This is a genomic window from Georgenia sp. SUBG003 (assembly GCF_000715355.2).
Lineage (GTDB): Bacteria > Actinomycetota > Actinomycetes > Actinomycetales > Actinomycetaceae > Georgenia.
Genome location: NZ_CP180204.1, coordinates 4,415,864 through 4,435,805, shown reverse-complemented (window position 1 = coordinate 4,435,805; position 19,942 = coordinate 4,415,864). Strand labels below are relative to the sequence as shown.

The 19,942-nt window shown below is 67.8% G+C and carries 24 protein-coding genes and 14 pseudogenes; 16 read left to right on the top strand and 22 right to left on the bottom strand.

Annotated features, from left to right (window positions below):
* Positions 1 to 5: 5 nt before the first annotated feature.
* A pseudogene (locus DA06_RS25215) lies at positions 6 to 484 on the top strand (carbon starvation CstA family protein); the annotation flags it as partial.
* Positions 485 to 859: 375 nt separating this feature from the next.
* On the opposite strand, the gene DA06_RS25210 reads toward DA06_RS25215, so the two are convergent.
* The gene (locus DA06_RS25210; RefSeq protein ID WP_418606384.1) at positions 860 to 1,039 is read right to left on the bottom strand and encodes a hypothetical protein; all 180 of its coding nucleotides are present in this window, start codon (positions 1,037 to 1,039) and stop codon (positions 860 to 862) included.
* Positions 1,040 to 1,090: 51 nt separating this feature from the next.
* Between DA06_RS25210 and DA06_RS25205 the strand changes: the two genes are divergently transcribed.
* The 4 genes and pseudogenes from DA06_RS25205 (at position 1,091) to DA06_RS25190 (ending at position 2,995) form a co-directional block, all read left to right on the top strand.
* Positions 1,091 to 1,966 carry an extracellular solute-binding protein gene (locus DA06_RS25205; protein ID WP_418606382.1) on the top strand — a complete coding sequence of 292 codons (876 nt, stop codon included), beginning with the start codon at positions 1,091 to 1,093 and terminating at the stop codon, positions 1,964 to 1,966.
* A pseudogene (locus tag DA06_RS25200) lies at positions 1,906 to 2,046 on the top strand (ABC transporter permease subunit); the annotation flags it as partial. The gene DA06_RS25205 and the pseudogene DA06_RS25200, both read left to right, overlap by 61 nt.
* 100 nt (positions 2,047 to 2,146) lie before the next feature.
* Positions 2,147 to 2,700: pseudogene (locus DA06_RS25195) on the top strand (sodium-dependent transporter); the annotation flags it as partial.
* A gap of 31 nt (positions 2,701 to 2,731) precedes the next feature.
* Positions 2,732 to 2,995, top strand: coding sequence for a hypothetical protein (locus DA06_RS25190; protein WP_418606381.1), 264 nt, complete (start codon positions 2,732 to 2,734; stop codon positions 2,993 to 2,995).
* A gap of 114 nt (positions 2,996 to 3,109) precedes the next feature.
* Here the strand turns inward: DA06_RS25190 and rpsB are convergent.
* Positions 3,110 to 3,541, bottom strand: a pseudogene (gene rpsB, locus DA06_RS25185) (30S ribosomal protein S2); the annotation flags it as partial.
* On the opposite strand from rpsB, the pseudogene DA06_RS25180 reads away from it, so the two are divergent.
* Positions 3,541 to 4,065 (top strand): annotated as a pseudogene (locus DA06_RS25180) (alpha-1,4-glucan--maltose-1-phosphate maltosyltransferase); the annotation flags it as partial. The pseudogenes rpsB and DA06_RS25180 overlap by 1 nt on opposite strands.
* Positions 4,066 to 4,586: 521 nt before the next feature.
* Here the strand turns inward: DA06_RS25180 and DA06_RS25175 are convergent.
* Positions 4,587 to 5,075, bottom strand: coding sequence for an amino acid permease (locus DA06_RS25175; protein ID WP_418606379.1), 489 nt, complete (start codon positions 5,073 to 5,075; stop codon positions 4,587 to 4,589).
* Positions 5,076 to 5,302: 227 nt separating this feature from the next.
* Between DA06_RS25175 and DA06_RS25170 the strand changes: the two genes are divergently transcribed.
* Together DA06_RS25170 and DA06_RS25165 are read left to right on the top strand one after the other, a co-directional pair.
* The gene (locus DA06_RS25170) at positions 5,303 to 5,488 is read left to right on the top strand and encodes a hypothetical protein (protein WP_052437089.1); all 186 of its coding nucleotides are present in this window, start codon (positions 5,303 to 5,305) and stop codon (positions 5,486 to 5,488) included.
* Positions 5,489 to 5,552: 64 nt separating this feature from the next.
* Positions 5,553 to 5,762, top strand: a complete 210-nt coding sequence (locus DA06_RS25165; protein ID WP_418606377.1) for a hypothetical protein — start codon at positions 5,553 to 5,555, stop codon at positions 5,760 to 5,762.
* A gap of 120 nt (positions 5,763 to 5,882) precedes the next feature.
* Here DA06_RS25165 and DA06_RS25160 read toward each other — a convergent pair whose 3' ends face one another.
* From DA06_RS25160 to DA06_RS25150, 3 genes and pseudogenes are all read right to left on the bottom strand, one after another.
* Entirely contained in the window at positions 5,883 to 6,299 is a 417-nt protein-coding gene (locus tag DA06_RS25160; protein ID WP_043507483.1) for a drug:proton antiporter, read from the bottom strand.
* 5 nt (positions 6,300 to 6,304) lie between these two features.
* Positions 6,305 to 6,827 (bottom strand): annotated as a pseudogene (locus tag DA06_RS25155) (sodium-dependent transporter); the annotation flags it as partial.
* 69 nt (positions 6,828 to 6,896) lie between these two features.
* Positions 6,897 to 7,151: a GlsB/YeaQ/YmgE family stress response membrane protein gene (locus DA06_RS25150; RefSeq protein ID WP_043507476.1), complete on the bottom strand. Its 255-nt coding sequence runs from the start codon at positions 7,149 to 7,151 to the stop codon at positions 6,897 to 6,899.
* A gap of 360 nt (positions 7,152 to 7,511) precedes the next feature.
* On the opposite strand from DA06_RS25150, the gene frdD reads away from it, so the two are divergent.
* Positions 7,512 to 7,871 carry a fumarate reductase subunit FrdD gene (gene frdD / locus DA06_RS25145; RefSeq protein WP_043498333.1) on the top strand — a complete coding sequence of 120 codons (360 nt, stop codon included), beginning with the start codon at positions 7,512 to 7,514 and terminating at the stop codon, positions 7,869 to 7,871.
* Between the two features lie 35 nt (positions 7,872 to 7,906).
* Here frdD and DA06_RS25140 read toward each other — a convergent pair whose 3' ends face one another.
* The 8 genes and pseudogenes from DA06_RS25140 to DA06_RS25105 form a co-directional block, all read right to left on the bottom strand.
* Entirely contained in the window at positions 7,907 to 8,155 is a 249-nt protein-coding gene (locus tag DA06_RS25140) for a hypothetical protein (RefSeq protein WP_418606375.1), read from the bottom strand.
* Positions 8,156 to 8,197: 42 nt separating this feature from the next.
* Positions 8,198 to 8,341 carry a hypothetical protein gene (locus DA06_RS25135; RefSeq protein ID WP_418606374.1) on the bottom strand — a complete coding sequence of 48 codons (144 nt, stop codon included), beginning with the start codon at positions 8,339 to 8,341 and terminating at the stop codon, positions 8,198 to 8,200.
* 38 nt (positions 8,342 to 8,379) lie between these two features.
* A pseudogene (gene kgd, locus DA06_RS25130) lies at positions 8,380 to 8,891 on the bottom strand (multifunctional oxoglutarate decarboxylase/oxoglutarate dehydrogenase thiamine pyrophosphate-binding subunit/dihydrolipoyllysine-residue succinyltransferase subunit); the annotation flags it as partial.
* Positions 8,891 to 9,426, bottom strand: a pseudogene (locus tag DA06_RS25125) (cbb3-type cytochrome c oxidase subunit I); the annotation flags it as partial. The pseudogenes kgd and DA06_RS25125, both read right to left, overlap by 1 nt.
* A 313-nt stretch (positions 9,427 to 9,739) precedes the next feature.
* Complete coding sequence (locus DA06_RS25120; protein WP_418606373.1) at positions 9,740 to 10,099, bottom strand: hypothetical protein; 360 nt, start codon at positions 10,097 to 10,099, stop codon at positions 9,740 to 9,742.
* A gap of 94 nt (positions 10,100 to 10,193) precedes the next feature.
* A complete protein-coding gene (locus DA06_RS25115; protein WP_418606372.1) occupies positions 10,194 to 10,334 on the bottom strand; it encodes a hypothetical protein in 141 nt (46 codons plus the stop codon).
* Between the two features lie 253 nt (positions 10,335 to 10,587).
* The gene (locus DA06_RS25110) at positions 10,588 to 10,884 is read right to left on the bottom strand and encodes a hypothetical protein (protein WP_052437088.1); all 297 of its coding nucleotides are present in this window, start codon (positions 10,882 to 10,884) and stop codon (positions 10,588 to 10,590) included.
* Positions 10,830 to 11,138, bottom strand: a complete 309-nt coding sequence (locus tag DA06_RS25105; RefSeq protein ID WP_418608422.1) for a hypothetical protein — start codon at positions 11,136 to 11,138, stop codon at positions 10,830 to 10,832. Before DA06_RS25105 ends, DA06_RS25110 begins: the two co-directional genes overlap by 55 nt.
* On the opposite strand from DA06_RS25105, the pseudogene DA06_RS25100 reads away from it, so the two are divergent.
* Positions 11,023 to 11,526: pseudogene (locus DA06_RS25100) on the top strand (zinc-binding dehydrogenase); the annotation flags it as partial. The gene DA06_RS25105 and the pseudogene DA06_RS25100 overlap by 116 nt on opposite strands.
* Positions 11,527 to 11,604: 78 nt before the next feature.
* Here DA06_RS25100 and DA06_RS25095 read toward each other — a convergent pair.
* Both DA06_RS25095 and DA06_RS25090 read right to left on the bottom strand, forming a co-directional pair.
* Positions 11,605 to 12,030, bottom strand: a pseudogene (locus DA06_RS25095) (ABC transporter permease subunit); the annotation flags it as partial.
* Between the two features lie 58 nt (positions 12,031 to 12,088).
* Positions 12,089 to 12,499: pseudogene (locus DA06_RS25090) on the bottom strand (dihydrofolate reductase family protein); the annotation flags it as partial.
* Here DA06_RS25090 and DA06_RS25085 point away from each other — a divergent pair.
* Both DA06_RS25085 and DA06_RS25080 read left to right on the top strand, forming a co-directional pair.
* Positions 12,462 to 12,578, top strand: a pseudogene (locus DA06_RS25085) (hypothetical protein); the annotation flags it as partial. The pseudogenes DA06_RS25090 and DA06_RS25085 sit on opposite strands and share 38 nt — an antisense overlap.
* 70 nt (positions 12,579 to 12,648) lie before the next feature.
* Positions 12,649 to 12,850, top strand: a pseudogene (locus tag DA06_RS25080) (CueP family metal-binding protein).
* Positions 12,851 to 13,568: 718 nt separating this feature from the next.
* On the opposite strand, the pseudogene DA06_RS25075 reads toward DA06_RS25080, so the two are convergent.
* The 4 genes and pseudogenes from DA06_RS25075 to DA06_RS25060 form a co-directional block, all read right to left on the bottom strand.
* Positions 13,569 to 13,894: pseudogene (locus DA06_RS25075) on the bottom strand (AAA family ATPase); the annotation flags it as partial.
* Positions 13,895 to 14,484: 590 nt separating this feature from the next.
* Positions 14,485 to 14,976 carry a phospholipase D-like domain-containing protein gene (locus DA06_RS25070; protein ID WP_052437086.1) on the bottom strand — a complete coding sequence of 164 codons (492 nt, stop codon included), beginning with the start codon at positions 14,974 to 14,976 and terminating at the stop codon, positions 14,485 to 14,487.
* 63 nt (positions 14,977 to 15,039) lie between these two features.
* Positions 15,040 to 15,351 (bottom strand): TusE/DsrC/DsvC family sulfur relay protein, encoded by a 312-nt coding sequence (locus DA06_RS25065; RefSeq protein WP_043507440.1) that lies wholly within the window; start codon positions 15,349 to 15,351, stop codon positions 15,040 to 15,042.
* Positions 15,352 to 15,356: 5 nt separating this feature from the next.
* Positions 15,357 to 15,698, bottom strand: a complete 342-nt coding sequence (locus tag DA06_RS25060; protein ID WP_418606371.1) for a hypothetical protein — start codon at positions 15,696 to 15,698, stop codon at positions 15,357 to 15,359.
* Positions 15,699 to 15,778: 80 nt separating this feature from the next.
* Here DA06_RS25060 and DA06_RS25055 point away from each other — a divergent pair, with 80 nt between their 5' ends.
* A complete protein-coding gene (locus DA06_RS25055; protein WP_418606370.1) occupies positions 15,779 to 16,081 on the top strand; it encodes a nuclear transport factor 2 family protein in 303 nt (100 codons plus the stop codon).
* A 241-nt stretch (positions 16,082 to 16,322) separates the two neighbouring features.
* The gene (locus tag DA06_RS25050) at positions 16,323 to 16,982 is read left to right on the top strand and encodes a DUF2255 family protein (RefSeq protein ID WP_418606369.1); all 660 of its coding nucleotides are present in this window, start codon (positions 16,323 to 16,325) and stop codon (positions 16,980 to 16,982) included.
* Here the strand turns inward: DA06_RS25050 and DA06_RS25045 are convergent.
* Together DA06_RS25045 and DA06_RS25040 are read right to left on the bottom strand one after the other, a co-directional pair.
* Positions 16,882 to 18,081 carry a PQQ-dependent sugar dehydrogenase gene (locus DA06_RS25045; RefSeq protein WP_418608218.1) on the bottom strand — a complete coding sequence of 400 codons (1,200 nt, stop codon included), beginning with the start codon at positions 18,079 to 18,081 and terminating at the stop codon, positions 16,882 to 16,884. The genes DA06_RS25050 and DA06_RS25045 overlap by 101 nt on opposite strands.
* Positions 18,082 to 18,503: 422 nt before the next feature.
* On the bottom strand, positions 18,504 to 18,743 hold the full coding sequence (locus tag DA06_RS25040; protein ID WP_418606368.1) for an STAS domain-containing protein: 240 nt from the start codon (positions 18,741 to 18,743) through the stop codon (positions 18,504 to 18,506).
* A 95-nt stretch (positions 18,744 to 18,838) separates the two neighbouring features.
* Here DA06_RS25040 and DA06_RS25035 point away from each other — a divergent pair, with 95 nt between their 5' ends.
* Together DA06_RS25035 and DA06_RS25030 are read left to right on the top strand one after the other, a co-directional pair.
* Positions 18,839 to 19,537 carry a 2,3-bisphosphoglycerate-dependent phosphoglycerate mutase gene (locus DA06_RS25035; protein WP_418606367.1) on the top strand — a complete coding sequence of 233 codons (699 nt, stop codon included), beginning with the start codon at positions 18,839 to 18,841 and terminating at the stop codon, positions 19,535 to 19,537.
* A gap of 80 nt (positions 19,538 to 19,617) precedes the next feature.
* Complete coding sequence (locus tag DA06_RS25030) at positions 19,618 to 19,902, top strand: DUF4262 domain-containing protein (protein WP_418606366.1); 285 nt, start codon at positions 19,618 to 19,620, stop codon at positions 19,900 to 19,902.
* Positions 19,903 to 19,942: the final 40 nt, after the last annotated feature.

Genomic DNA, 19,942 nt, shown 5'->3' with positions numbered 1-19,942 from the left:
ACCGCCTGATGGGCTTCTGGTACCACTTCGCCATCATGTTCGAGGCGCTGTTCATCCTCACCGCCGTCGACGCCGGCACGCGCGTGGCCCGGTTCATGCTCCAGGACGCGATCGGGAACTTCGTCCCGAGGTTCAAGGACACGTCGCGCCCCGGGTGCCTGGATCGGCACCGCGCTCATGGTGGCGGGCTGGGGCTACATCCTCATTCTCGGCGTGACCGACCCGCTCGGGGGCATCAACACCTTCTTCCCGCTGTTCGGCATCTCCAACCAGCTGCTCGCGGCCATCGCGCTGGCCGTGGTCATGGCGATCGTCGCGAAGCGCGGCACCTTCAAGCACCTGTGGGTCGTGGTGCTGCCGCTGGCGTTCGCCACCGTGGTGACCGTCACCGCGTCCCTGTACAAGATCTTCTCGCCGGTCCCGACGGTCGGGTACTGGGCGCAGCACAACGCGTTCCGGCAGGCGCTTGCCGACAGAAGCACCCAGTTACCGAGAACCTCGAAAAGTGGGATGACGGTGGCCGTCTGCGGCGTCATCTGGAGCACGATCAGCAGGCCGAGCCCCACGCTCGTCAGCCATCCCTTGGTGCGTGCGAGCCCGTAGGCGGCGGGAACTGCGACCAGCAGCACGATCGCGGTGGTACCGATCGCGATGGTGGCCGACTGTCCGAGGGCGGCGAACAGCTCGCCGTTGAACGCCTTGACGTACTCGGTGGTCGGGCGGAACAGCAACGAGCTCGACGTCCCGATGACGTCCGCGGAGCTCTTGAACGACGTCAGGACGATCCAGAGGATGGGGACGCCGTACATCAGCGTCAGCAAGATCTTGACGAGGACCGCGACGGGGCCTGCCTTGGGGCTCATCCCTCCTTCTCCTCCTTCCGGATGCTGCGTGCGTAGACGAACGCGAGGACCAGCACGCCGGCCACCGTGAGGAGCGAGGTGGCGGCGCCGAGCCCGAAGTCGTAGCGGACGAATGCCTGCAGGTACCCGAGGAACGGCAGCGTGTTGGTGGCCGTGCCCGGACCGCCGTAGGTCATGACGTAGATGAAGTCGAAGCTGCGGAATCCGTAGAACGAGGAGGTAGGAACATGAACCGCAGGACGACGACGATCGGTGCGGCCGCCCTGGCCGCGAGCGCCCTGGTGCTCGCCGGGTGCGGCTCCTCCGACGACGCCGGCTCCGAGGGCGGGGGCGACGACGTCCTCCGCCTGTGGCACTTCGAGTCCGACGTCCGCATGGGCATCGCCTGGGACGAGGCGATCAAGGTCTTCGAGGAGGAGACCGGCGCGACCGTGGAGTTCGAGGCGAAGAGCTTCGAGCAGATCCGCTCCACCGCCAGCCAGGTGCTCAACTCCGACGAGGCGCCGGACATCCTCGAGTACAACAAGGGCAACGCCACCGCCGGCCTCCTCGCGAGCCAGGGGCTCCTCAGTCCGCTGGACGACGTCGTCGAGGAGTACGGCTGGGACGACCAGCTGGCACCTGCCCTGCAGACCACGGCCCGCTACGACGAGAACGGCGTCATGGGTTCGGGCAGCTGGTACGGCGTCCCCAACTACGGCGAGTTCGTCCCCGCGCCGCAGTGGATCCCGCAGGAGCCGACCACGCAGGCCTACCGGTCGATCTTCGCGACGGAAGGCACACCGGTCGTGCGGTGGCTGCTCAACAGCGTCGTCGCCGCGACGGCGCAGACCCTCGTCATCCTCGTCACCGCCTCCATGGCGGCGTACGCGCTGGCCCGGGTGGATTTCCGCGGCAAGAAGATCGCCTTCGCCGTCATCATCGCCACGCTGTTCGTCCCCCCGGTCATCCTGCTCATCCCCAACTACCTCGTCGTAGGGCGGCTCGGCTGGCTGGACACCCTGCTCGCGGTCATCCTGCCGGGGCGGCCGGTGCGTTCGGGGTGTTCTTCCTCCGGCAGTTCTTCATCTCCCTGCCCGTCGAGCTGGAGGAGGCCGCACTGATCGACGGCGCCTCCCGGTGGCGCACCTTCCGGCAGATCATCCTTCCCCTCTCGCGACCGGCGCTGGTCACACTCGCCCTGCTGTCCTTCCTCACGAACTGGAACGACTTCCTCTGGCCCGTGTACGTGCTGTTCTCGCCGGAGAACCAGACGCTGCCCGCGGGTCTGTCCACCCTCCAGCGGCTCGGCCATCGGGCTGGGGAACATCTGGCGTTTCCCCGGGCGTGGCGTACGACAACGGCGGCGGCGCCTTCCTCATCCCCTATCTCGTCGCGCTGCTGACGGCCGGCGTGCCGATCCTGCTGCTCGACTACTCCCTCGGGCACCGGTTCCGCGGGTCGGCGCCCACGGTGTTCCGTCGCCTGGGCAGGAAGTTCGAGCCGCTGGGCTGGTTCCAGGTGGCGATCGCGTTCATGATGACCTACTACACGGTCATCATCGTCTGGGCGGCCCGCTACGCGTTCTTCTCGGTCTCCCTCGCCTGGGGGCGACGATCCAGCCACGTTCTTCATCGGTGACTTCCTCAGGGACGCCGGGCCCACGGTCACGACCGACGTCGTCGGCGGGATCTTCTGGCCGATGCTCGCGCTGTGGGTCGTGACCCTGGTGATCCTCGCCCTGGGCGTCGCCAGGGGCATCGAGCGCGCCAACAAGATCTTCCTGCCGCTGCTGGTCGTGCTGTTCCTCGTCCTCGTCGTCCGCGCACTCTTCCTCGACGGTGCCATGGACGGTCTCCCGAACGGGCACAGCCGAAGTCGTGTGGCTGATGACGACCTTGGACAGCAAGCATCTTCAGGCATTGCGTGAGGCGCTGCGGTTCGAGCGGTTCCTCGCGCTGCCTCACGGCGAGGAAATGCTCTGGGCGGTCGTGGCCCCGTGGTGGAAGGTCCAAACCATCCTCGGCACCTGGCCGAGCACAGCACCAGCCGACCCTGGGCGTGGGTGGATGACGAGATCGACACCAACCTTCGTCAGTTCTCGTCTGACGGGCCGCACCTTCTCGTGCGAACTGACCCGCGCCGAGGCCTGACGGACAAGGAGATGGAGAGCATCGACGCTTGGCTCGGAGCCCACGACGGCCGCGAAGGGCACCGCGCGTGGATGACTGCCCGGTCCGCCGTTGAGGCCATCCACGACGAGCTCGCAGCCGGTGAGCCTCGGCGACGGCGAGGTGCTCCTTCTTGGTGTCCACGATCCACACGGCGGAGGGGATCTTGGCCATGTCGCGGATGCCGCCGAGGGTGCGCTCGAGCTTCTCCTTCTCCCGGCGCTGCATCAGCAGCTCCTTCTTGGTGAAGGCGGAGGAGGCGACGTCGTCGAAGTCGACCTGCTCGAGCTCCTTGAGGCGCTGCAGGCGCTTGTGGACGGTGCCGAAGTTGGTCAGCATGCCGCCGAGCCAGCGCTGGTTGACGTAGGGCATGCCCACACGCTGCGCCTGCTCGGCGATGGCCTCCTGGGCCTGCTTCTTCGTGCCGACGAAGAGGATGTTCCCGCCGTGGGCGACGGTCTCCTTGACGAACTCGTAGGCCCGGTCGATGTCCTTCAGCGACTGCTGGAGGTCGATGATGTAGATGCCCCGGCTCGCCCTACGGCATCGGGAGCCCCGACGGCGGGCACGACGCGATCCACCCCGACCTCGGCACCTTCGCGGACTTCGACCACTTCGTCGCCCGCGCCCGCGAGCTCGGGATGGAGGTCGCCCTCGACGTCGCCCTGCAGGCCTCCCCGGACCACCCGTGGGTCACCGAGCACCCCGAGTGGTTCACCACGCGGGCGGACGGGTCGATCGCGTACGCGGAGAACCCGCCGAAGAAGTACCAGGACATCTACCCCCTGAACTTCGACAACGACCCGGGCATCTACACGGCCGTCCGCGACGTGCTGCAGACGTGGGTGGACCACGGCGTCACCGCGTTCCGGGTCGACAACCCGCACACCAAGCCGCTGAACTTCTGGCAGCGCCTGCTCGCCGAGTTCCACGAGCGTCACCCCGAGGTCATCTTCCTCGCGGAGGCGTTCACCAGGCCGGCCATGATGCGCACGCTCGGGGCGATCGGGTTCCACCAGTCGTACACGTACTTCACGTGGCGCACCTCCAAGGGCGGTGCCTGCCGACGGTCGGCGGAGCGACGCAGCGGTGTGTCTACGGACCACACCATTGACTCGGGGGCCAAGCCGGGGCGGTCCTCGTACTCAATACCGCCGGTCCACCGGTCGCCGAGGAAACTCTCACGGTTCAACGCCTCCCACAGGGCGCGAAACCGGCCGTGAGGCAATTGAGGCGAGCGGAACGCAGGGCCAGCGCTGCTCGTATCGGTTCTGTCGCAGCGAACGGCAGTCGGGCGACTGAGCTGAAAAGGATCTCGGACTTAGGAACCGACCGGATCGTGAAGTCGAGAAGTAGTGCCGACATGAATCCCTCGAGCACTGCGAGGGTTTCCAGATCTTCGGTCGGCAGCGCGAGGGTGTGTACGGGGTGCACATGAGTCGCGCCCGGGGGAACTATGGCAGAGATGAGGGTCCGTTCTCCGGTGGTGGCCGCCATGCGGCGCCAGGCGATCCGGTAGAAGTCGCGCGCGGGCATGGGTCTCGCCTCTGTGCCCCAGTCGGTATAGGCGCAGTCATACCGATACCGGTCGCCGGCTGGCTTGTACGACGTCACGGGGACGGCATCCGCCGGCAGCCGCTGGATCAGCGGCGCGTCCAGCCGCTCGCGCCGGACGTCCCCGGTTCCGACGGGGGGACGAAGGCGTGTAGTTGGCGGTGTTGACGTAGAAGAGACCGAGGAAGATCACGAGCAGGACGACGGCGAGCTTGATCGCCACGATCACGGCGGTCACCCGTGAGGAGAGCTTGATCCCCAGCACGAGGACGGCCGTGACGGCCAGCGCGATGGCCATCGCCGGGACGTTCAGCGTCGCCGTCTCCCCCGCGATCGACTCCGGCAGCGGGAGACCCAGGTCCCCGAGGAGCCGGTTGAAGTAGCCGGACCAGCCGACCGAGACCGTGGCGGCGCCCAGCACGAGCTCGAGCACGAGGTCCCAGCCGATGATCCACGCGACGAACTCGCCGAAGGTGGCGTAGGAGAAGGTGTAGGCGGAGCCGGCCACCGGCACCGTCGACGCGAACTCGGCGTAGCAGATTCGCCGGGTTTGGCCCGTCCTACCGTTTGTCCCCGTGGAAGCAGGACCGGTCCGATACCGGGACTGCCGCACGCGCGGGCCGCTCATGGGGAGTTGTCCGCACCTGACGGGAACACAGCCATGAACAGCAGCATCGCCAAGGTCGCCGGCATCCTCGCCATCGTCGCCGGAGCGCTCTTCGTCCTCGCCGGGGCGTGACGTGGGGTCTGATCACCACCAACCTGGCCGAGCAGAACATCACGGTCGCCGAGGACTCCAAGATGCTCCCGGGCGACGACGTCAACGGCCCGTTCTCCGCCTTCGCGCAGGCGCAGATCATCGACGAGCACGCGATGGCCGGCACCGAGGGGCGTACCTACGCCGAGCTCGGGGGCTGGTGAAGGAGGCCGAGCGGCGGGTGACACGGCCCTGGCCGAGGAGCTGCAGGGCCAGCGCACCACGGTCATGAACGCCTCGTTCCTGCGGGCGTCGCTGTTCACCTCGGTGGTCTCCTACGGGGTGGCCGCCTTCGTGATGGGCATGGGTGTGCTGATGGTGGTCCTGGGTGCCGCGTTCCGCTCGCTCGTGCCGGCGGCCGCCCCCGAGGTCGCCCGCGCCGTCCGCGCCGACGCGGTGCCGGCGGCGACGCCCGCCATGATGAGCAGCGGGACGTAGGGGTTCGTCATCGTGCCTCCGTCGGTTCACCACGACGACCGTCCGCCTGCGTGACGGCCGTCTCCTCGCCAGCGTACGTGTTTCGCGTCACGACACTGAAAACGCTCACCCGTCGGACCGTCATGACGCCGGCGCCAGCTTCGTCAGGGCGGTGATGGTCCGGTCCATCCAGTCCCCGTCACGGCGGTCGAACCCGTCGGAGAGGAGCTTCATCGTGAATCGCATGAGGGTGGGCCTGGGCAGGCCGTGCTTGACGCACAGCCGCATGATCTCGGGCCGCTCGATGAGCCGCGCGAACACCTGGCCCAGGGAGTAGTAGCCGCCGAGCTCCTCCGCGAGGATCTTGGGGTAGGTCCGCAGCGTCTTCTCCAGCGCGTAGCCCGAGCTGCGGGAGAGCGCCTGGGAGACCACGTCCGCCGCGATGCGCCCGGACTGCATCGCATAGGCGATGCCCTCGCTGAACGGCGAGACCATGCCGCCGGAGTCACCGACGAGCAGCAGGCCCTGGCTGTAGTGCGGCTTGCGGTTGAACGCCATCGGCGAGAGGTGGTCGAGTAGAGCGCCAGCGAGATCACCGCGCACAGGCCGCCGATGAGGACGGAGACCTGCACCCGGCTGAGGCCGAACTTCTCCTGGACGCGGCGGAGACCACCTGCATGATGGAGATGAGCGACGTGAACCCGGCCAGGGTGAGGGAGACGAAGAACAGCACCCCGAAGATCGGCCCCCCGGCATCAGCGAGATGATCTGCGGGAAGGTGATGAAGGAGAGCACCACGCCGGTGATGCCCTCGAGCTCACCGACGGCGACGCCCTGCTGGAACGCCATGTAGCCGAGCGTGGCGAAGACGCCGATACCGGCCAGCAGCTCGAAGGACGAGTTGGCGAACGCGGCCACGTAGGAGACCGGCACGAGGTTCGAGCGGCGCCGCAGGTAGCTCGAGTAGGTGAGCATGATGCCGAAGGCGATCGAGAGCGAGAAGAAGATCTGGCTGTAGGCCGCGATCCACACGCCCGGGTCGGACAGCGCCGCCCAGTCCGGGGTGAAGAAGGCGCTCAGACCGTCCCGGCCGCACGGTGGTACCCGGTCATGTTCCCCGTCTCCGGCATGACCGACCGCACGTCGCGGAACCGGTCAGCGGTGCGTGCGGCGGCCGGCGAGACTCTCGGCGACACCGATGAGGAGCACCGCGGCGATGACCGCGACGACGAAGCCGAGAACGTTGAGCTCGAAGATGTCGCCGGTGCCGAGGAGGTTCGCGACCACGCCGCCGATGACGGAGCCCGCAAGTCCGAGCAGCAGCGTCGCCAGCAGGCCGAGGTCCTGTTTGCCGGGCTTGATCAGTCGGGCGAGTGCGCCGATGATCAGGCCGACGATGAATCCGATCATGCGGGATCTCCTCGACGTTGGTTCGGGGTTTCCAACCTCGCACGTCCGGGTCTCGTCCGCATCGGCTGAGCTGCTCGACGCCCGTCGGGTCCGGCACGCAGCGCGGCGCAGGCTCTGCCGTCGCGATCAGGCTGCACGGTCGCTCCGTCGACTTCTTCCGCCTGGTCACCGTCAGGGAGAGGCACGCCCACCCCCCGGATTTCAGACTCCGTTGGCCCCACGGTCGCCGGCTGTTCGGTCGCATCTCCTACGTTCCGGGGCGGAGCATCCCGAATCCCCCGACCGGTGGGTGGTCTTCCAGCACTACGTGCTCCTGGCGCTGTTCGCGCTCGTCGTCGTCCTGTGGCTCGGAGGTCTGTGATGCGTCAGTGGGAGGGGCGGACGAACGAGCCGCTCATGTGGGCCCTGTTCGGTGGCGGCGGCATGCTCGCCGTGTTCACCATGCCCGTGCTGGTCCTGGTGTTCACTCTCCTGGTGCCCTTCGGCGCGTTCGGCGGAGCCGACGGCACCTACGAGCAGGCGCACGCTTTCCTCACGCACCCCCTCGTCGCGCTCGGCGTGTGCGTCGCGCTCGGCCTGGTGCTGTGGCACTGCTGCCACCGGACATACCACGCTCTGCACGATCTCGGCCTGCACCCGCCGGAGGTCGTCCGCGCAGCGATCTACGGTGTTGCGCTCCTGACGCCCGCGATCGGGTTCGCACTCTGCCTCGCGGCCTGATAACACGACGGCGGCCCGCCCGCGCAGCGTCTGGATCACCAGAGCGACTGCGCGATCGTGCAGAGCACGGCGATGAGGATCGGCAGAGTTGCCGGTCCAGGTTCACCACCGACCCCGGCCTTGTAGCCGGGAACGTCGATCACGATGATGACCGCCACGGCCACCAGGACGCCCCGCAGCGAGAGGTACGGCTCGCCGCGAGCGGGGATCCGGTGCTGACCCGCCGTTCTGGGATGGGCCCAGCTGATTGACCCTCTCGTCAACGACGGCGTCCGGGCGCTCATTCACCGCGCCTTCGCTTTCGATTCGACGATCAGCGATCATGCTTATGCGCCCTCACCAAGAAGGTCGACGTACATGTCACGGGCGTTCTCGAAGAACTCCTGGAACTCCTCCGTCTCCATCACCCGGACGCCGAAGCTGTTGTTCTCCATCACCTCGACGAAGGTCTCCTCCTCGGCCATCTTCACGAAGGCGTCGTTGAGGGTGCTGACAACCTCCGGGTCCACGAGGGCTGGACCACGACCATGTTGTCCTCGGCGCACATCTGCAGGAAGCGCTCGATCCGGGCGGAGGAGTGGTCCGGCCCCTGCCCCTCGTACCCGTGCGGCAGCAGCAGCACGAGCGAGGAGGACTGGCCCCACTTCTGCTCGGAGGAGGAGATGAACTCGTCGATGACGGTCTGGGCCCCGTTGGGAGCGACCGAACTGGCCTCCCAGAGCACGCGTCCGGGCGCTCCACGGAGTACCCGTACTCGAACGCCATGGCGGCGTACTCGCTCAGCGAGGAGTCGTACACCCAGAACTTCGCCTGGTCGGGCGTGAGGTACATCAGCGGGGTCCACTCGGCGCCCGTGCGGTGGTCGTGCATCACCGCGTGACGCTGCACGAACGTGCCGCGCCGGGAGTCCTGCCCGGCGAGCCGCACCGGGGTGCCCTCCATGAGGAGGGAGCCGAAGGCGAGGATCTCGCCGAAGCCCCAGTCGATGCCGCCCTCGCCGGCCATCTTCTCGCGCCGCTCGGGGCGCGCATCGTGATGATCGTGGCGATGAAGTTCACCGCTCCGAAGATGGACGCGAAACCGGTCATCGCGAGCCCGAGGACCCACAGGTCCCCGCCCAGCCCGGGCGAGAAGGTCGCGTTGGACAGGGGGGTGGCGGTCCAGCCGAAGCTCGCCGCGCCCTTGGGGGTGAGGAAGCCTGCGACGGTCACCAGTCCGCCGAAGCTGAACAGCCAGTACGAGAACATGTTCAGCCGCGGGTAGGCGACGTCCGGCGCGCCGATCTGGATGGGCACCAGGATGTTGCCGACGCCGTGAACAACGGCGTCGCGAACAGCAGCATCATGATCGTGCCGTGCATCGTGAAGAGCTGGTTGTACTGCTCCTTGGACTGCAGCAGCATCCCCGGCTCGAACAGCTCCGCACGGATCAGCAGCGCCAGCACGCCACCGACCATGAAGAACGCGAACGACGTGGCGACGTACATGTAGCCGATCGTCTTGTGGTGCCTCGGGTATGGCCAGAGACGTTGGTAAGCGACGCGCCGGACGCACACTGTTCTGTTCCGTCGCCGAAGCGCAGCGTTCCGAACTCGCCCGCACTCCCGCGTGGGTACTACATCCAACCGATCCACCGCAGGGATGTCAGGAGGACTCGGGCCATCTCTATAGCCGGTCTACTTTCCATCGAATAGTTTCTTTGCCGCGATAACGACGATGATCCCGTAGCCGACGATCGGGATGGCGAACCAGAGGGAGATCTCGAGCAGTCGGCTTGTCAGGGCAAAAGTGGGAGCTCCGCCAAGGAGGATGAGCACCAGAAGTGCGTTTCGGAGCCGTCGTCTAGTTCGAGAATTCCGCGTCGGGTGCTCATCCGTCGCCATACCCGAGTTCTCCTCCCGCATGTGTCGACGGTAGTGCTCGAACCAGAGAGAGGGCGGCGGTTCCGTCGCTGAGCGAGGTCCGCAGCCCGTGAGGGTCCTCGTCAACCAGGCGGGGAAGCGCCACCTCGGGATCCAGGAGAATCGCGGGAGCATGGTTACCGAGGTACCGGACCAGGTCACCCTTCGCTTCCGCGAGCTCATCCTTGCTGATTGTCGCCGGGCCACCGGGCGCGTTCATGACGGCCTTCATTCCGTTTCGCTGGTCGGCCGCCACGATCAGCATGTTGCCGGCTGACGTGCAGATCGCGGCCATACCGCGGCGCTCGAGAGTGTTGAGCTCGTTCACTCTGTATCTTCTCCTTCTCGTGGTGCTCTGAGGGGCACGGCGCAGTTCTGCGCGTGCTGTCCGCCTAGGGACGTCCCCGGGCGTCAGATCGTGATCAGTTCGTGGTCTCTGCGGCGTCGGTAAGGGTAAGAAGCCGGGCCGCGAAGAGGGCCGCCCCGTACGCGGTGTCCTGGCTGCGATGGGAGACCGCCACCGCAGGAAGCACGCCGGAGCGCATCTTGAGCACGGACTCCATGCCAGCCCACCCCCGGTGAGCAGCGTGGACCGGGCGGGCGGAAGTTCCCGATCCATCACCTCGATAAGCCGGTCAATCTCGTCGTTGCCGTGCTGAAGGACGGCGCGAAACGCCTCCGCGGGAGTGACACCGTCTGCGCGAATGGTCAGCGAGAGCACTCCGTCGTCGTTGCGCGCGCCGCGGACCTCGATCCCGCCGTGAGCGACGGCGGATGTCTCGAGCGGCGGGCGAGGAAGAAGCGTCAGGAACAGGCTCAGCGCCAGCACGGTGAAGACCAGCGCCACGCGCCGGCGTTGCTGAGCACCTGGCCGGCGAGGTCTCCGGCGTTCTGCTGCACGTAGGGTCGCCTGCGCGACGCCCGGTTGATGGCGTCGTTGATCTCGGCCTGGGTGAAGTGGAACGGCAGCGGGCCGGTCTCGAAGAACTGCAGGATCGTGTCGATGCCGTCGGAGAACCGGTTCGCCAGGCTCTCCCACTGCCCGGCCACCGACGAGATCACGTACGTGAACAGGCCTGCGACGACGAGGAACGAGCCGAGCAGCGCCAGCACCGTCGCCAGCCCCGGGGCACGTACCTCGCCAGCCAGGTGACCATCGGGTCCAGCACCGAGGTCACCACGAGCGAGATGAATACGGCGATGAAGACGATCTGGATCCGGCTCGTCGCGAAGACCGCCATGCCCACGACGATGACGATGCCGATGAACAGCCACGCGATCGTGCCGTACTTGCGGATCCAGCGGGGAACGCCGTCGGCCGGGGCATCTGCGTGCGCCGCACGCTCCGGCATCCGCCGCACGCTCACGCGGCGCCTCCGGCGGCGTGGGGACGGCCTCGGTGCTGCTCGCCAAGAAGCTCGGCGCGTACGTCGTCGCCGCCGTCGGCTCGCACCAGAAGGCGCGCGGATGCTCGAGATCGCCGACGAGTACATCAACTACCGCGAGACCGACTTCTACGAGTGGACCAAGGAGCACCTCGGCAAGCCCAGCCGCATCTCCGCGGACACCGGCTTCGACGTCATCGTCAACTACACCGGCGGCGACACCTGGAAGCCCACCCTCAAGAGCGTCAAGCTCGGCGGCAAGATCCTCGTCTGCGGCGCCACCGCCGGCTTCGACCCCAAGGAGGACCTGCGCTACATCTGGACCTTCGAGATCCAGGTCATCGGGTCCAACGGGTTCAGCGAGCGAGACTTCCGCGCCCTCCTCGACGACGTCTCCGCCGGTCGCCTCGACCCGGTCATCGACGACGTCCCCCCCTCGAGGGCGCCGTACGTACGTGACGACCCAGTCGAAGCGCTGGTAGCCCTGGGTGAGCGCGAAGTTACCCAGCCGCCGCCGCCGACGATGCCGGCGAGGGCGGACATGTCGACCACCGCCACGAAGATGAAGGTGTACCCGAGGATCAGCGGCGCGAGAGCCTCGGGGATGATCACCGTGCGGATGATGCGCAGGGAGAGCGCCCATGGACCGGGCGGCCTCGATCACGCCCGGGTCGAGCGCCACGAGGTTCTGCTCGACGATCCGTGACGTCGCGAACGACGTCATGATCGCCGCGGGCACGATGAAGGCCTCCGTGCCGATCCGCGAACCGGTCAGGGCGATGGTCAGCGGGCCGACCGCCGTGATGAAGATGACGAACGGGATCGGCCGCACGAGGTTCACCAGCACGTTCAGGCCGGTGAAGACGTAGCGGTCGGCCGATCAGCACCGGGTGGACGTAGATGCGGTACTCGTCGATGAGGTCGAGGGCCGCGAAGGACGCGGCGAGGTTCGGCCCGCCCACGACGAGATCGCCGTCGGTGCGTTCCTTGAGCGCCTCGATCTGCTCCCGGTCGTCGCGCCACACCACCGTGTTCCACCGGGCGTGCTCGTCGAGGGTGCGGGAGAAGGCGATCTTCGGCATGTCCGTCCAGATCTTCGCGAACTCCTTCTCGACGGGCGTGGCGGCCGGGTCCTTCCCGGCGTGCGGCCAGTAGCCGGCCATGAGCTCGTAGGTGACGCGGCCCTCGAGAAAGGCACTCGCCTCGCTCAGCCGGTCGTTGAAGTGCTGGTGCACCTCCTCGTCCACCAGGTGCCAGTCGATCTCGCGGTCGGGCCCCTCGAAGTACCCGTCCAGGGACACGGAGATGGACAGGACGATCTTCCCCACGGGCGGCCTCGCCATCGTCTGGGGCCGCGGGCGGCGACGGGAGGTCGCGATGGACCTTCCGGAGGACCGGTTCTACCTGTCGGTGGCTCCGTTCGTGGACCAGACGCACGAGTGCTTCTACCACTCCCTCACCACCTGCACCGGGGGAGCTCGGCGGCGAGGACGTGGAGGTGAGGATCGTCGACGACGCCGGCAAGGTGCTCGTCGACGAGAAGACCACCACCTACGACAACGGCTTCGTCGGGTACTCTGCCGCGCGACATCGACGGCACCCTCACGGTCTCCTACGACGGCAGGATCGGCGAGGTCGACTTCTCCACCCGGGAGGACAGCCCGACCTGCGTCACCACGCTGCAGGTGGTCTGACCGTCCGCGGCGGCGCACCGACCGCCGCGACGCTCACAGCAGGATGCCCGCGACGAGCGTGAGCGCCGCCAGGACGGCGATGACCTTCGCCGGGCGCACCCACCAGGTGCCCGGGAAGATCACGCAGCCGAAGACCCGCTCGTCCTCCACGATGCGCCCGGTGGAGCGCTTCACGCCGGGGTTGAGCCGAGCGACCAGTGCGCGACCCGGTACATGTTCGGGTGTCCTGCGCCGCCAGCCAGCCGCGGTAGCGTCGGCGTCGCGGCCCTCGCCCCTGCGTCGGTGACCGACGCCGTTCTCCGACAGTGAGGGTGATCGGGTTGCGGAGCAGCCCGTTCTCGTCCGGCGGCCAGGCGCCGTCGAAGACGATCGTGCCGTTCTGCGTCTCCTCGAGCGGGTTCCACGAGATCTGGCCCGCCAGCATGACGGACATGCCGGGCTTGTCGGCCGGGATGCCGCGCACGTGGATGGGCCGGTCGCCGGTGCGGCCGGTGATGTCCATCCCCTGCTTGGAGGTCATCCGGATCTCCTCGCCGGCGCTGAGCAGCTCGACGAGCTTGTCGCCGAGCTCCCGGACGCCGGCGTAGTCCACCTTGGCGACGGTGTCGACGAGCATCTGCACGTCCAGGCCGGTCAGGCAGGTGTAGCGGGTGCCGCGCTCCATGGCCGCGCGGAACGCGTCGGAGTGCATGATGTAGGCACACGGAGGCGCCGACGCGACGAACATCTCGACGAACTCGGACCCGGAGATGGAGAAGAACGGCACGCCGGCCTCGCCGGCCACGGCACGCGCGAGGAGCGTCTTGCCCGTCCCGGGCGGGCCGTAGAGCAGCACGCCCTTGGGGATCTTGGCGCCGACGGCCTGGAACTTCTCCGGCTCGGCGAGGAACTCCTTGATCTCCTGGAGCTCCTCCACGGCCTCCTCCTCGCCGGCGACGTCGGCGAAGGTGACCTGGGGGTTCTCCTTGTTGACCATCTTGGCCTTGGACTTGCCGAACTTCATCATGCCGCCGGCGCCTGGGCCCGGGAGAGCAGCCACCAGAAGACGATGAAGATGATGACCATCGGCAGCATGAACGTCAGCAGCGACGTCCAGATGGACGTCGTCGGCACCACGGAGTTGTACCCCTTGTCGGGGTCGGCCGCCTCGACGAGCTCCGCACCACAGTCATCGGGGTGGCCGACGAGATTGCCTCAGCCGCCGAGCTGGTGAGGGGAAGTGTCCGGCCGGCCCGTGGCCGTCGTGCGCGGGATGAGCCATCTGGTGACCCTGGACGACGGCGACGGTGCGGCCTCGTTGATCCGCCCACCGGAGGAGGACATGTTCCGACACGGAGCGGCGAAGGACTGAGCTCGCCACAGCGTGTCGCCGCGAATCGTTGCAGTTAGCCGAAGGGCCCCGGGGATCCGGGGCCCTTCGCCTTTTCGTCGTGTGTCGTGCATTTGCCCGGCCGGTGGGCCTGTTCCGGCTGGTCGTCGTTGCTCGGTCGGTCGTCGTTGCTCGGTCGGTCGCCGCTGCTCGGTCGGTCGCCGCTGTACGGACTCGGGCTCGCGGGGCTCGGGCTGCGGACCCGTGGACTGGCGGAGGAGGAGCTGCGGGCCGCGGACACCTGGCGCGTGAGCCGCGGGCGTGCTCAGAGGAGAGGGCCGAGCGGTTGAGAAGTCGCTCGACGACGCGGCGGGGCATCCCGCGCTGCTCCCACTCCTCGAGCGTCAGCCCGGCAGTTTCCGAGGTCGTTGGCGAAGATCTTCTCCATCTGCGCGGCGAGCTCGTCGTCGTAGAGCTCGAGGTTGATCTCGAAGTTGCCGGTCATGGACAGCCGGTCGATGTTCGTGGTCCCCACCGTCGTCCAGCGTCCGTCCACGGTCATCGTCTTCGCGTGCACCATCGCGTCCTGGAAGAGCCAGATGCTGACTCCGGCCTCCAGGAGGCGTGAGTAGTAGGTGCGGGCGGCCCAGTCCGCGAGGATGTGGTTGGAGTACTCGGGGATGAGCACCCGCACGTCGACCCCGCGGCGGGCGGCCGAGATGAGCGCGTGGAGAATCTCCCGGTCCGGATGAGTAGCCTGCGTGATGTAGACGTGGTGCTCGGCGCGGTCGATCGCCTCGAGGTAGATGCCGCGCACTGTCCTCGTCGTCGAAGGTCGGGACGATCAGCGGTCGGGTCTCGGTGGTCATGGCGGTCCCTCTCAGACGCAGCCGTGCGGCTTGGGGAGGCCGGCGATGTAGGACATCTTCCGGCCGGGCTTCTTGGGGAAGAGATCGAACTGCTCCTTGACGGGGATGCCGCCGACGGTGTTCACCCGGCGGGTCGTCGGGGTCTCGCCCTGGGCGCGGAAGTCCTCGCGCAGGAACCGGATGACCTTCCAGTGGGCGTCGGTCATCTCGATGCCGATCTGCTCGGCGAGGCGGGCGACGTCCTCGTCCCACTCGTCGTACTCGGTGAGGAATCCCTCGTCGTTGACGTGGACCGGCTTGGTGCCGATCTCGATGACGGGCATGGTGGTCACCTTCCGCTCGTGCCGGCGGTCTCCTTGCCGGCCATGGACATGTGGGACGGGACAGGCATCGGCAGGCCGCGCAGGAGCACGTTCCAGTACACGTGGCGGAAGCGAGCTTCCCCCAGTGGTTGGCGCGGGTCTCCTTGAGCAGTCAGCGGCCCGACCTTGGGGTAGGGATAGACGCCGGGCAGCGGCTCGGTGTCGTAGTTGAAGTCGATGAGCAGGCCCTTGCCGTGCCCCGACTCGATGAAGCAGTTGGCGTGTCCGTCGAACAGGTCCGTCATGGGCCGGCCGTGGACGTGGTCCACGAAGTTCCGCACGAAGCCGTCCGCCTCGAAGTGCGCCACGGATCCGGCCTTGGAGGCGGGGATGTCGTTGGCGTCACCGACCGCGAAGATGTTATCGACGCCGCGACCCTGGAGTGACCATGACAGACACCGGAATCAGTCGCAGGGACCCGGAGGGCATGGATCGCCGCGACGACATCGCCGCCGCGCTCCGCGCCAACTACGAGGGACAACGCCGCGCCATGGTCGCCGCCGATCCCGACGCCCTCGGCGACCTCCTGCAGGACGACTTCACGCTGACCCACATGACCGGCTACGTGCAGCCGAAGACGGAGTGGCTCACCGACGTCCGTTCTGGCTGGATGACCTACCACGACGTCCGCGACGTCGAGGTGAGCGTCGCCCCCGGGGCGAGCACCCCGAGCTCACGGTCCGCACGCTGACCCAGGCAACCATCTGGGGCGCTCACGGCACCTGGCGCCTGCAGCTGCGCATCACCTTCACCCACGACGGCGAGAACTGGCTGGCGGCCCGCACCGTGGCCTCCACCTGGTGAGCCACCAGGTTTGCTGACGACAAGAGGAATGACATGACCAGCTGGACGCACGACGAGCTCGAGCGGGTCGCGACGCCCGCGAACTTCAGGTCGCTTCCCGACGTCCCGACGGGACGCTCCGGCGGTACGTGACCATCTGGCACGTCCGCTCGGGCGATGCCGTCTACATCCGCTCCGCCCACGGACCCGACAACGGTTGGTTCCGGCGCGCCATGGCAGCAGGTACCGGCATCCGCTCCGGCGGCGTCGAGCGTGACGTCACCTTCGAGCTCGCCGACCCCGGCGGAGTTCGCGTCGATCATCCCCGCGATCGGCACCCAGTACGACGCCGGGATCGCCTCCTTCTCGGTCAACCCCGACCGCGTCGCGCAGGTCGACATGATCGCCTACATCTCCGCCGGCTCGACCTTCTCCGTGCAGCAGGCAACCCGAGCCTCGACGCCCAGGACCTGTGCGGGACCACGATGGGCGTGCAGACCGGCACCATCCAGGACGAGGACGTCGACGCAATCTCCACCGCGTGCACCGACGCCGGTGACGAGCCGATCGAGGTGCTGCGCTACACCTCCCAGGCCGACGTCACCACCAACCTCGTCGGCGGCAAGATCGACATCATGTACGCCGACTCCCAGGTCGGCCAGTACGCCGCACTGCAGACGGACGACCAGGTCGAGCAGCTCGGCGACGTCACCGACGCCGCCCCCCCAGGGCATCTCCGTGTCCAAGGACGACCCGGAGCTGACCGCCGCCCTGCAGGCCGCGATGGTCGAGGGCCGGGTCCACCGTGACGGCGAACCGGACCGGCGCGCCGACGACCTCACCGAGCGCCTCGGTGATGGGGATGCGCGCCGGGTCTCCAGGAAGTCCTTCGCGAACTCGCTGGGGACAGCCAGAAGGATGGTGCCGTCGATGACACCCAGGGGGCGGGTGAGGCCGACGAACGCGAGCTGTGCCCGCCCGATCTCGCCACGGGTGGTCAGAAGCTCGACCGCACGCGCCCAGCTCTCGGCGATCGGTTCGTTCTCGGGCACTGCTCTCCCCTGTGGGCGTGTGGGTCAGGAGGACGAGTCTGGCACGGACGGCGACTCGTCCACACGTTTCTCCACAAGTGTGGGTAGAACGACAGGTGTTCAGTTTCCCGCTGTGCTGCCGTCGCTCGGGCATCGGCGTGGGTCCCAGCCGGATTCGTCGGCGGGCTCTCCATCCACAGGAGGTGTGCTTGAATCCACAGATCCGGAGGTGCTGGACGGGTTTGACCCCTGTAGGTGGCTCACGTACCGTAGGGAGGCCGTCTCGACGGATCTTGTGGTGTGCCCGCGCGACGCGTGTGAACCCCCGAGGCCCGCACGGACGGGTCTGACCTGCACTGCCCGACCGTGGCGGGGCCTGACGAACCACCGAGCGTTTGGAGTAATGCCGTGAGCAAGCGCACTTCCAGCCGAACAACCGGCGCCGGGCCAAGGTGCCGAACGTCGACGTCCCCACCCACGTGGGCAGCACTGGCCACGCTGGGCCTCGACCTTGAGGATGACCTGCTCGGTGCTGAGGTCGAGCGCCTGCGCCTCGGCGTCCCACTTGACGCGGGTGAGCTGGTTGTAGCCCTTCCACTGGTCCCAGTAGGAATCGTCGGCGCCTGCGGGCAGGCTGTTGGGCGCGGACCCGGTCGGCGTCGTCGTCGGGTAGCCCTCGCCCTCCATCGCGCGGGGCGTAGTAGAGGTAGACCCAGCCGTTCTCCTCGAAGTTCGGGTCGAGGGTGGCGGTCTGCAGACCGTCCTCGGAGTTGGCGTAGACGTCGATCGTGTTGACGATCTCGGTGACGCCGGTGCTCGGGTCCGTCAGCCGGATGTCTCCGTTGCGGGCGGTGTGCAGGACGGACCCGTCCGGCATCACGGCCATCCCGATGGGCTCACCTACGTTCTTGGTGAGCAGGATCTTCTCGTAGTTGGACCAGTCGAGGGCCGTCCGGCGGCCCCTCCTCCGTGGAGTGGTCCGACCCCGCACGACCTGCTCGACTGACCCGGGGCGGCTGGCTCCCGCCGCCGCCCGCCTCCGCTCGCGAGACGTCATCTTCTCAACGAGATGTCATCTCTTCCGCGAGGTGTCATCTCTTCGGCGAGGTGTCATCTCTTCGGCGAGATGTCATCTCTTCCGCGAGATGTCATCTGCGGCGAAGGTGGTACCGGCGGGAAGACCCCGCTCGCATGCTGGTGAGGACGTGAGTTCTCGCGGAGATCTCGACCTCTCGCGGAGAAGTTGACCTCTCGCGGAGAAGTTGACGGCTCGCGGAGAGTGGGGGGTGCGGTGGGCGGTCAGGCGGACGGGTCCTCGTCGAGGATCTCGACGACGTCGGCGAGGTGCGTGAGCTCGAGGAGGAAGCGCACGGAGTCCGACGGGCGGATCACCCGCAGGGGCCCGGTCAGTCGCTGGCTGAGCCGCGCGATGACCGACAGCACGGACGAGTCCATGAAGGTGACGTTGCGGACGTCGATGTCGAGCGGCTGACCCAGGCGCGTGATCTCGGTGGTGCAGGTGGCGAGCTCTTCGTTCATGCTCGCGTCGACCCCCCGCGGGGTGGCCGGCCGTCGTCGTGGGACGCGGCAGACGTCCCGGGTGACGCCGCCCCGATGATGGAACAATGACGGGCATGACCTACACCCTGGTACTGCTCCGTCACGGCGAGAGCGATTGGAACGCCAAGAATCTGTTCACCGGCTGGGTGGACGTGCCCCTCTCCGAGAAGGGCGTCATCGAGGCGAAGCGTGGTGGTGACCTCCTCCGCGAGGCCGGGGTCTCACCGGACGTGGTGCACACCTCGCTCCTGCGCCGCGCCATCTCGACGGCCAACTACGCCCTCGACGTCGCGGACCTGCACTGGATCCCGGTGAAGCGGAGCTGGCGGCTCAACGAGCGCCACTACGGGGCGCTGCAGGGCAAGAACAAGAAGGAGATCCGCGACGAGTACGGCGAGGAGCAGTTCATGCTCTGGCGCCGCTCCTACGACGTCCCGCCGCCGGAGATCGAGCTCGGCTCGGAGTACTCCCAGGACGCCGAGTCGCGCTACGCCGAGCCGATTCCGCGCAGCGAGTGCCTCAAGGACGTTCTCGAGCGTGCCCTGCCGTACTGGGACGCCGAGATCGTCCCGGACCTCAAGGCCGGCAGGACCGTGCTGGTCGCCGCGCACGGCAACTCCCTGCGCGCGATCATCAAGCACCTCGACGGCATCGACGACGACACCATCTCGGGCCTCACGGGGTGGCGCGCCACCGTCCCCGAGGCTCGTCATGCACCACCCGGCACGCCGCGAGCCTGTGGGGCCGCCGGACCTCGTCGATTCTGTGGATGACAATGACGCCCTCCGCGCCGCCGTCGTAGCGTCCACGGCGACGGAAGGGGGAGGGTGATGTCGGAGACGGAGGAGACGAGATGGCGTGGCTGGACCAGCAGGCCCAGCTCGTGTCGCAGCACATCCGGGAGACGGGGGTGCACCTGGAGTACGTCATCGGTGACTTCGACGCCGGGCGGACGTCGTTGTGCTACACGATCGGCCTGTTCGGCGTCGGTCATCCCGAGCTGCTGGTCACCGGGCTCAACATGCACAACGCGCACGGGCTGCTGAACGATCTGGCCGCCCAGGTCTACGACGGCCGACAGCTGGTTCCCGGCGAGGTGGTCGAGCCTCGGGCTCGGGGCAGGGCAGGCAGGGTGTAGGCGGTCATGGGCTCCTCAGATCTTCTTCTGGTGGGTCGGC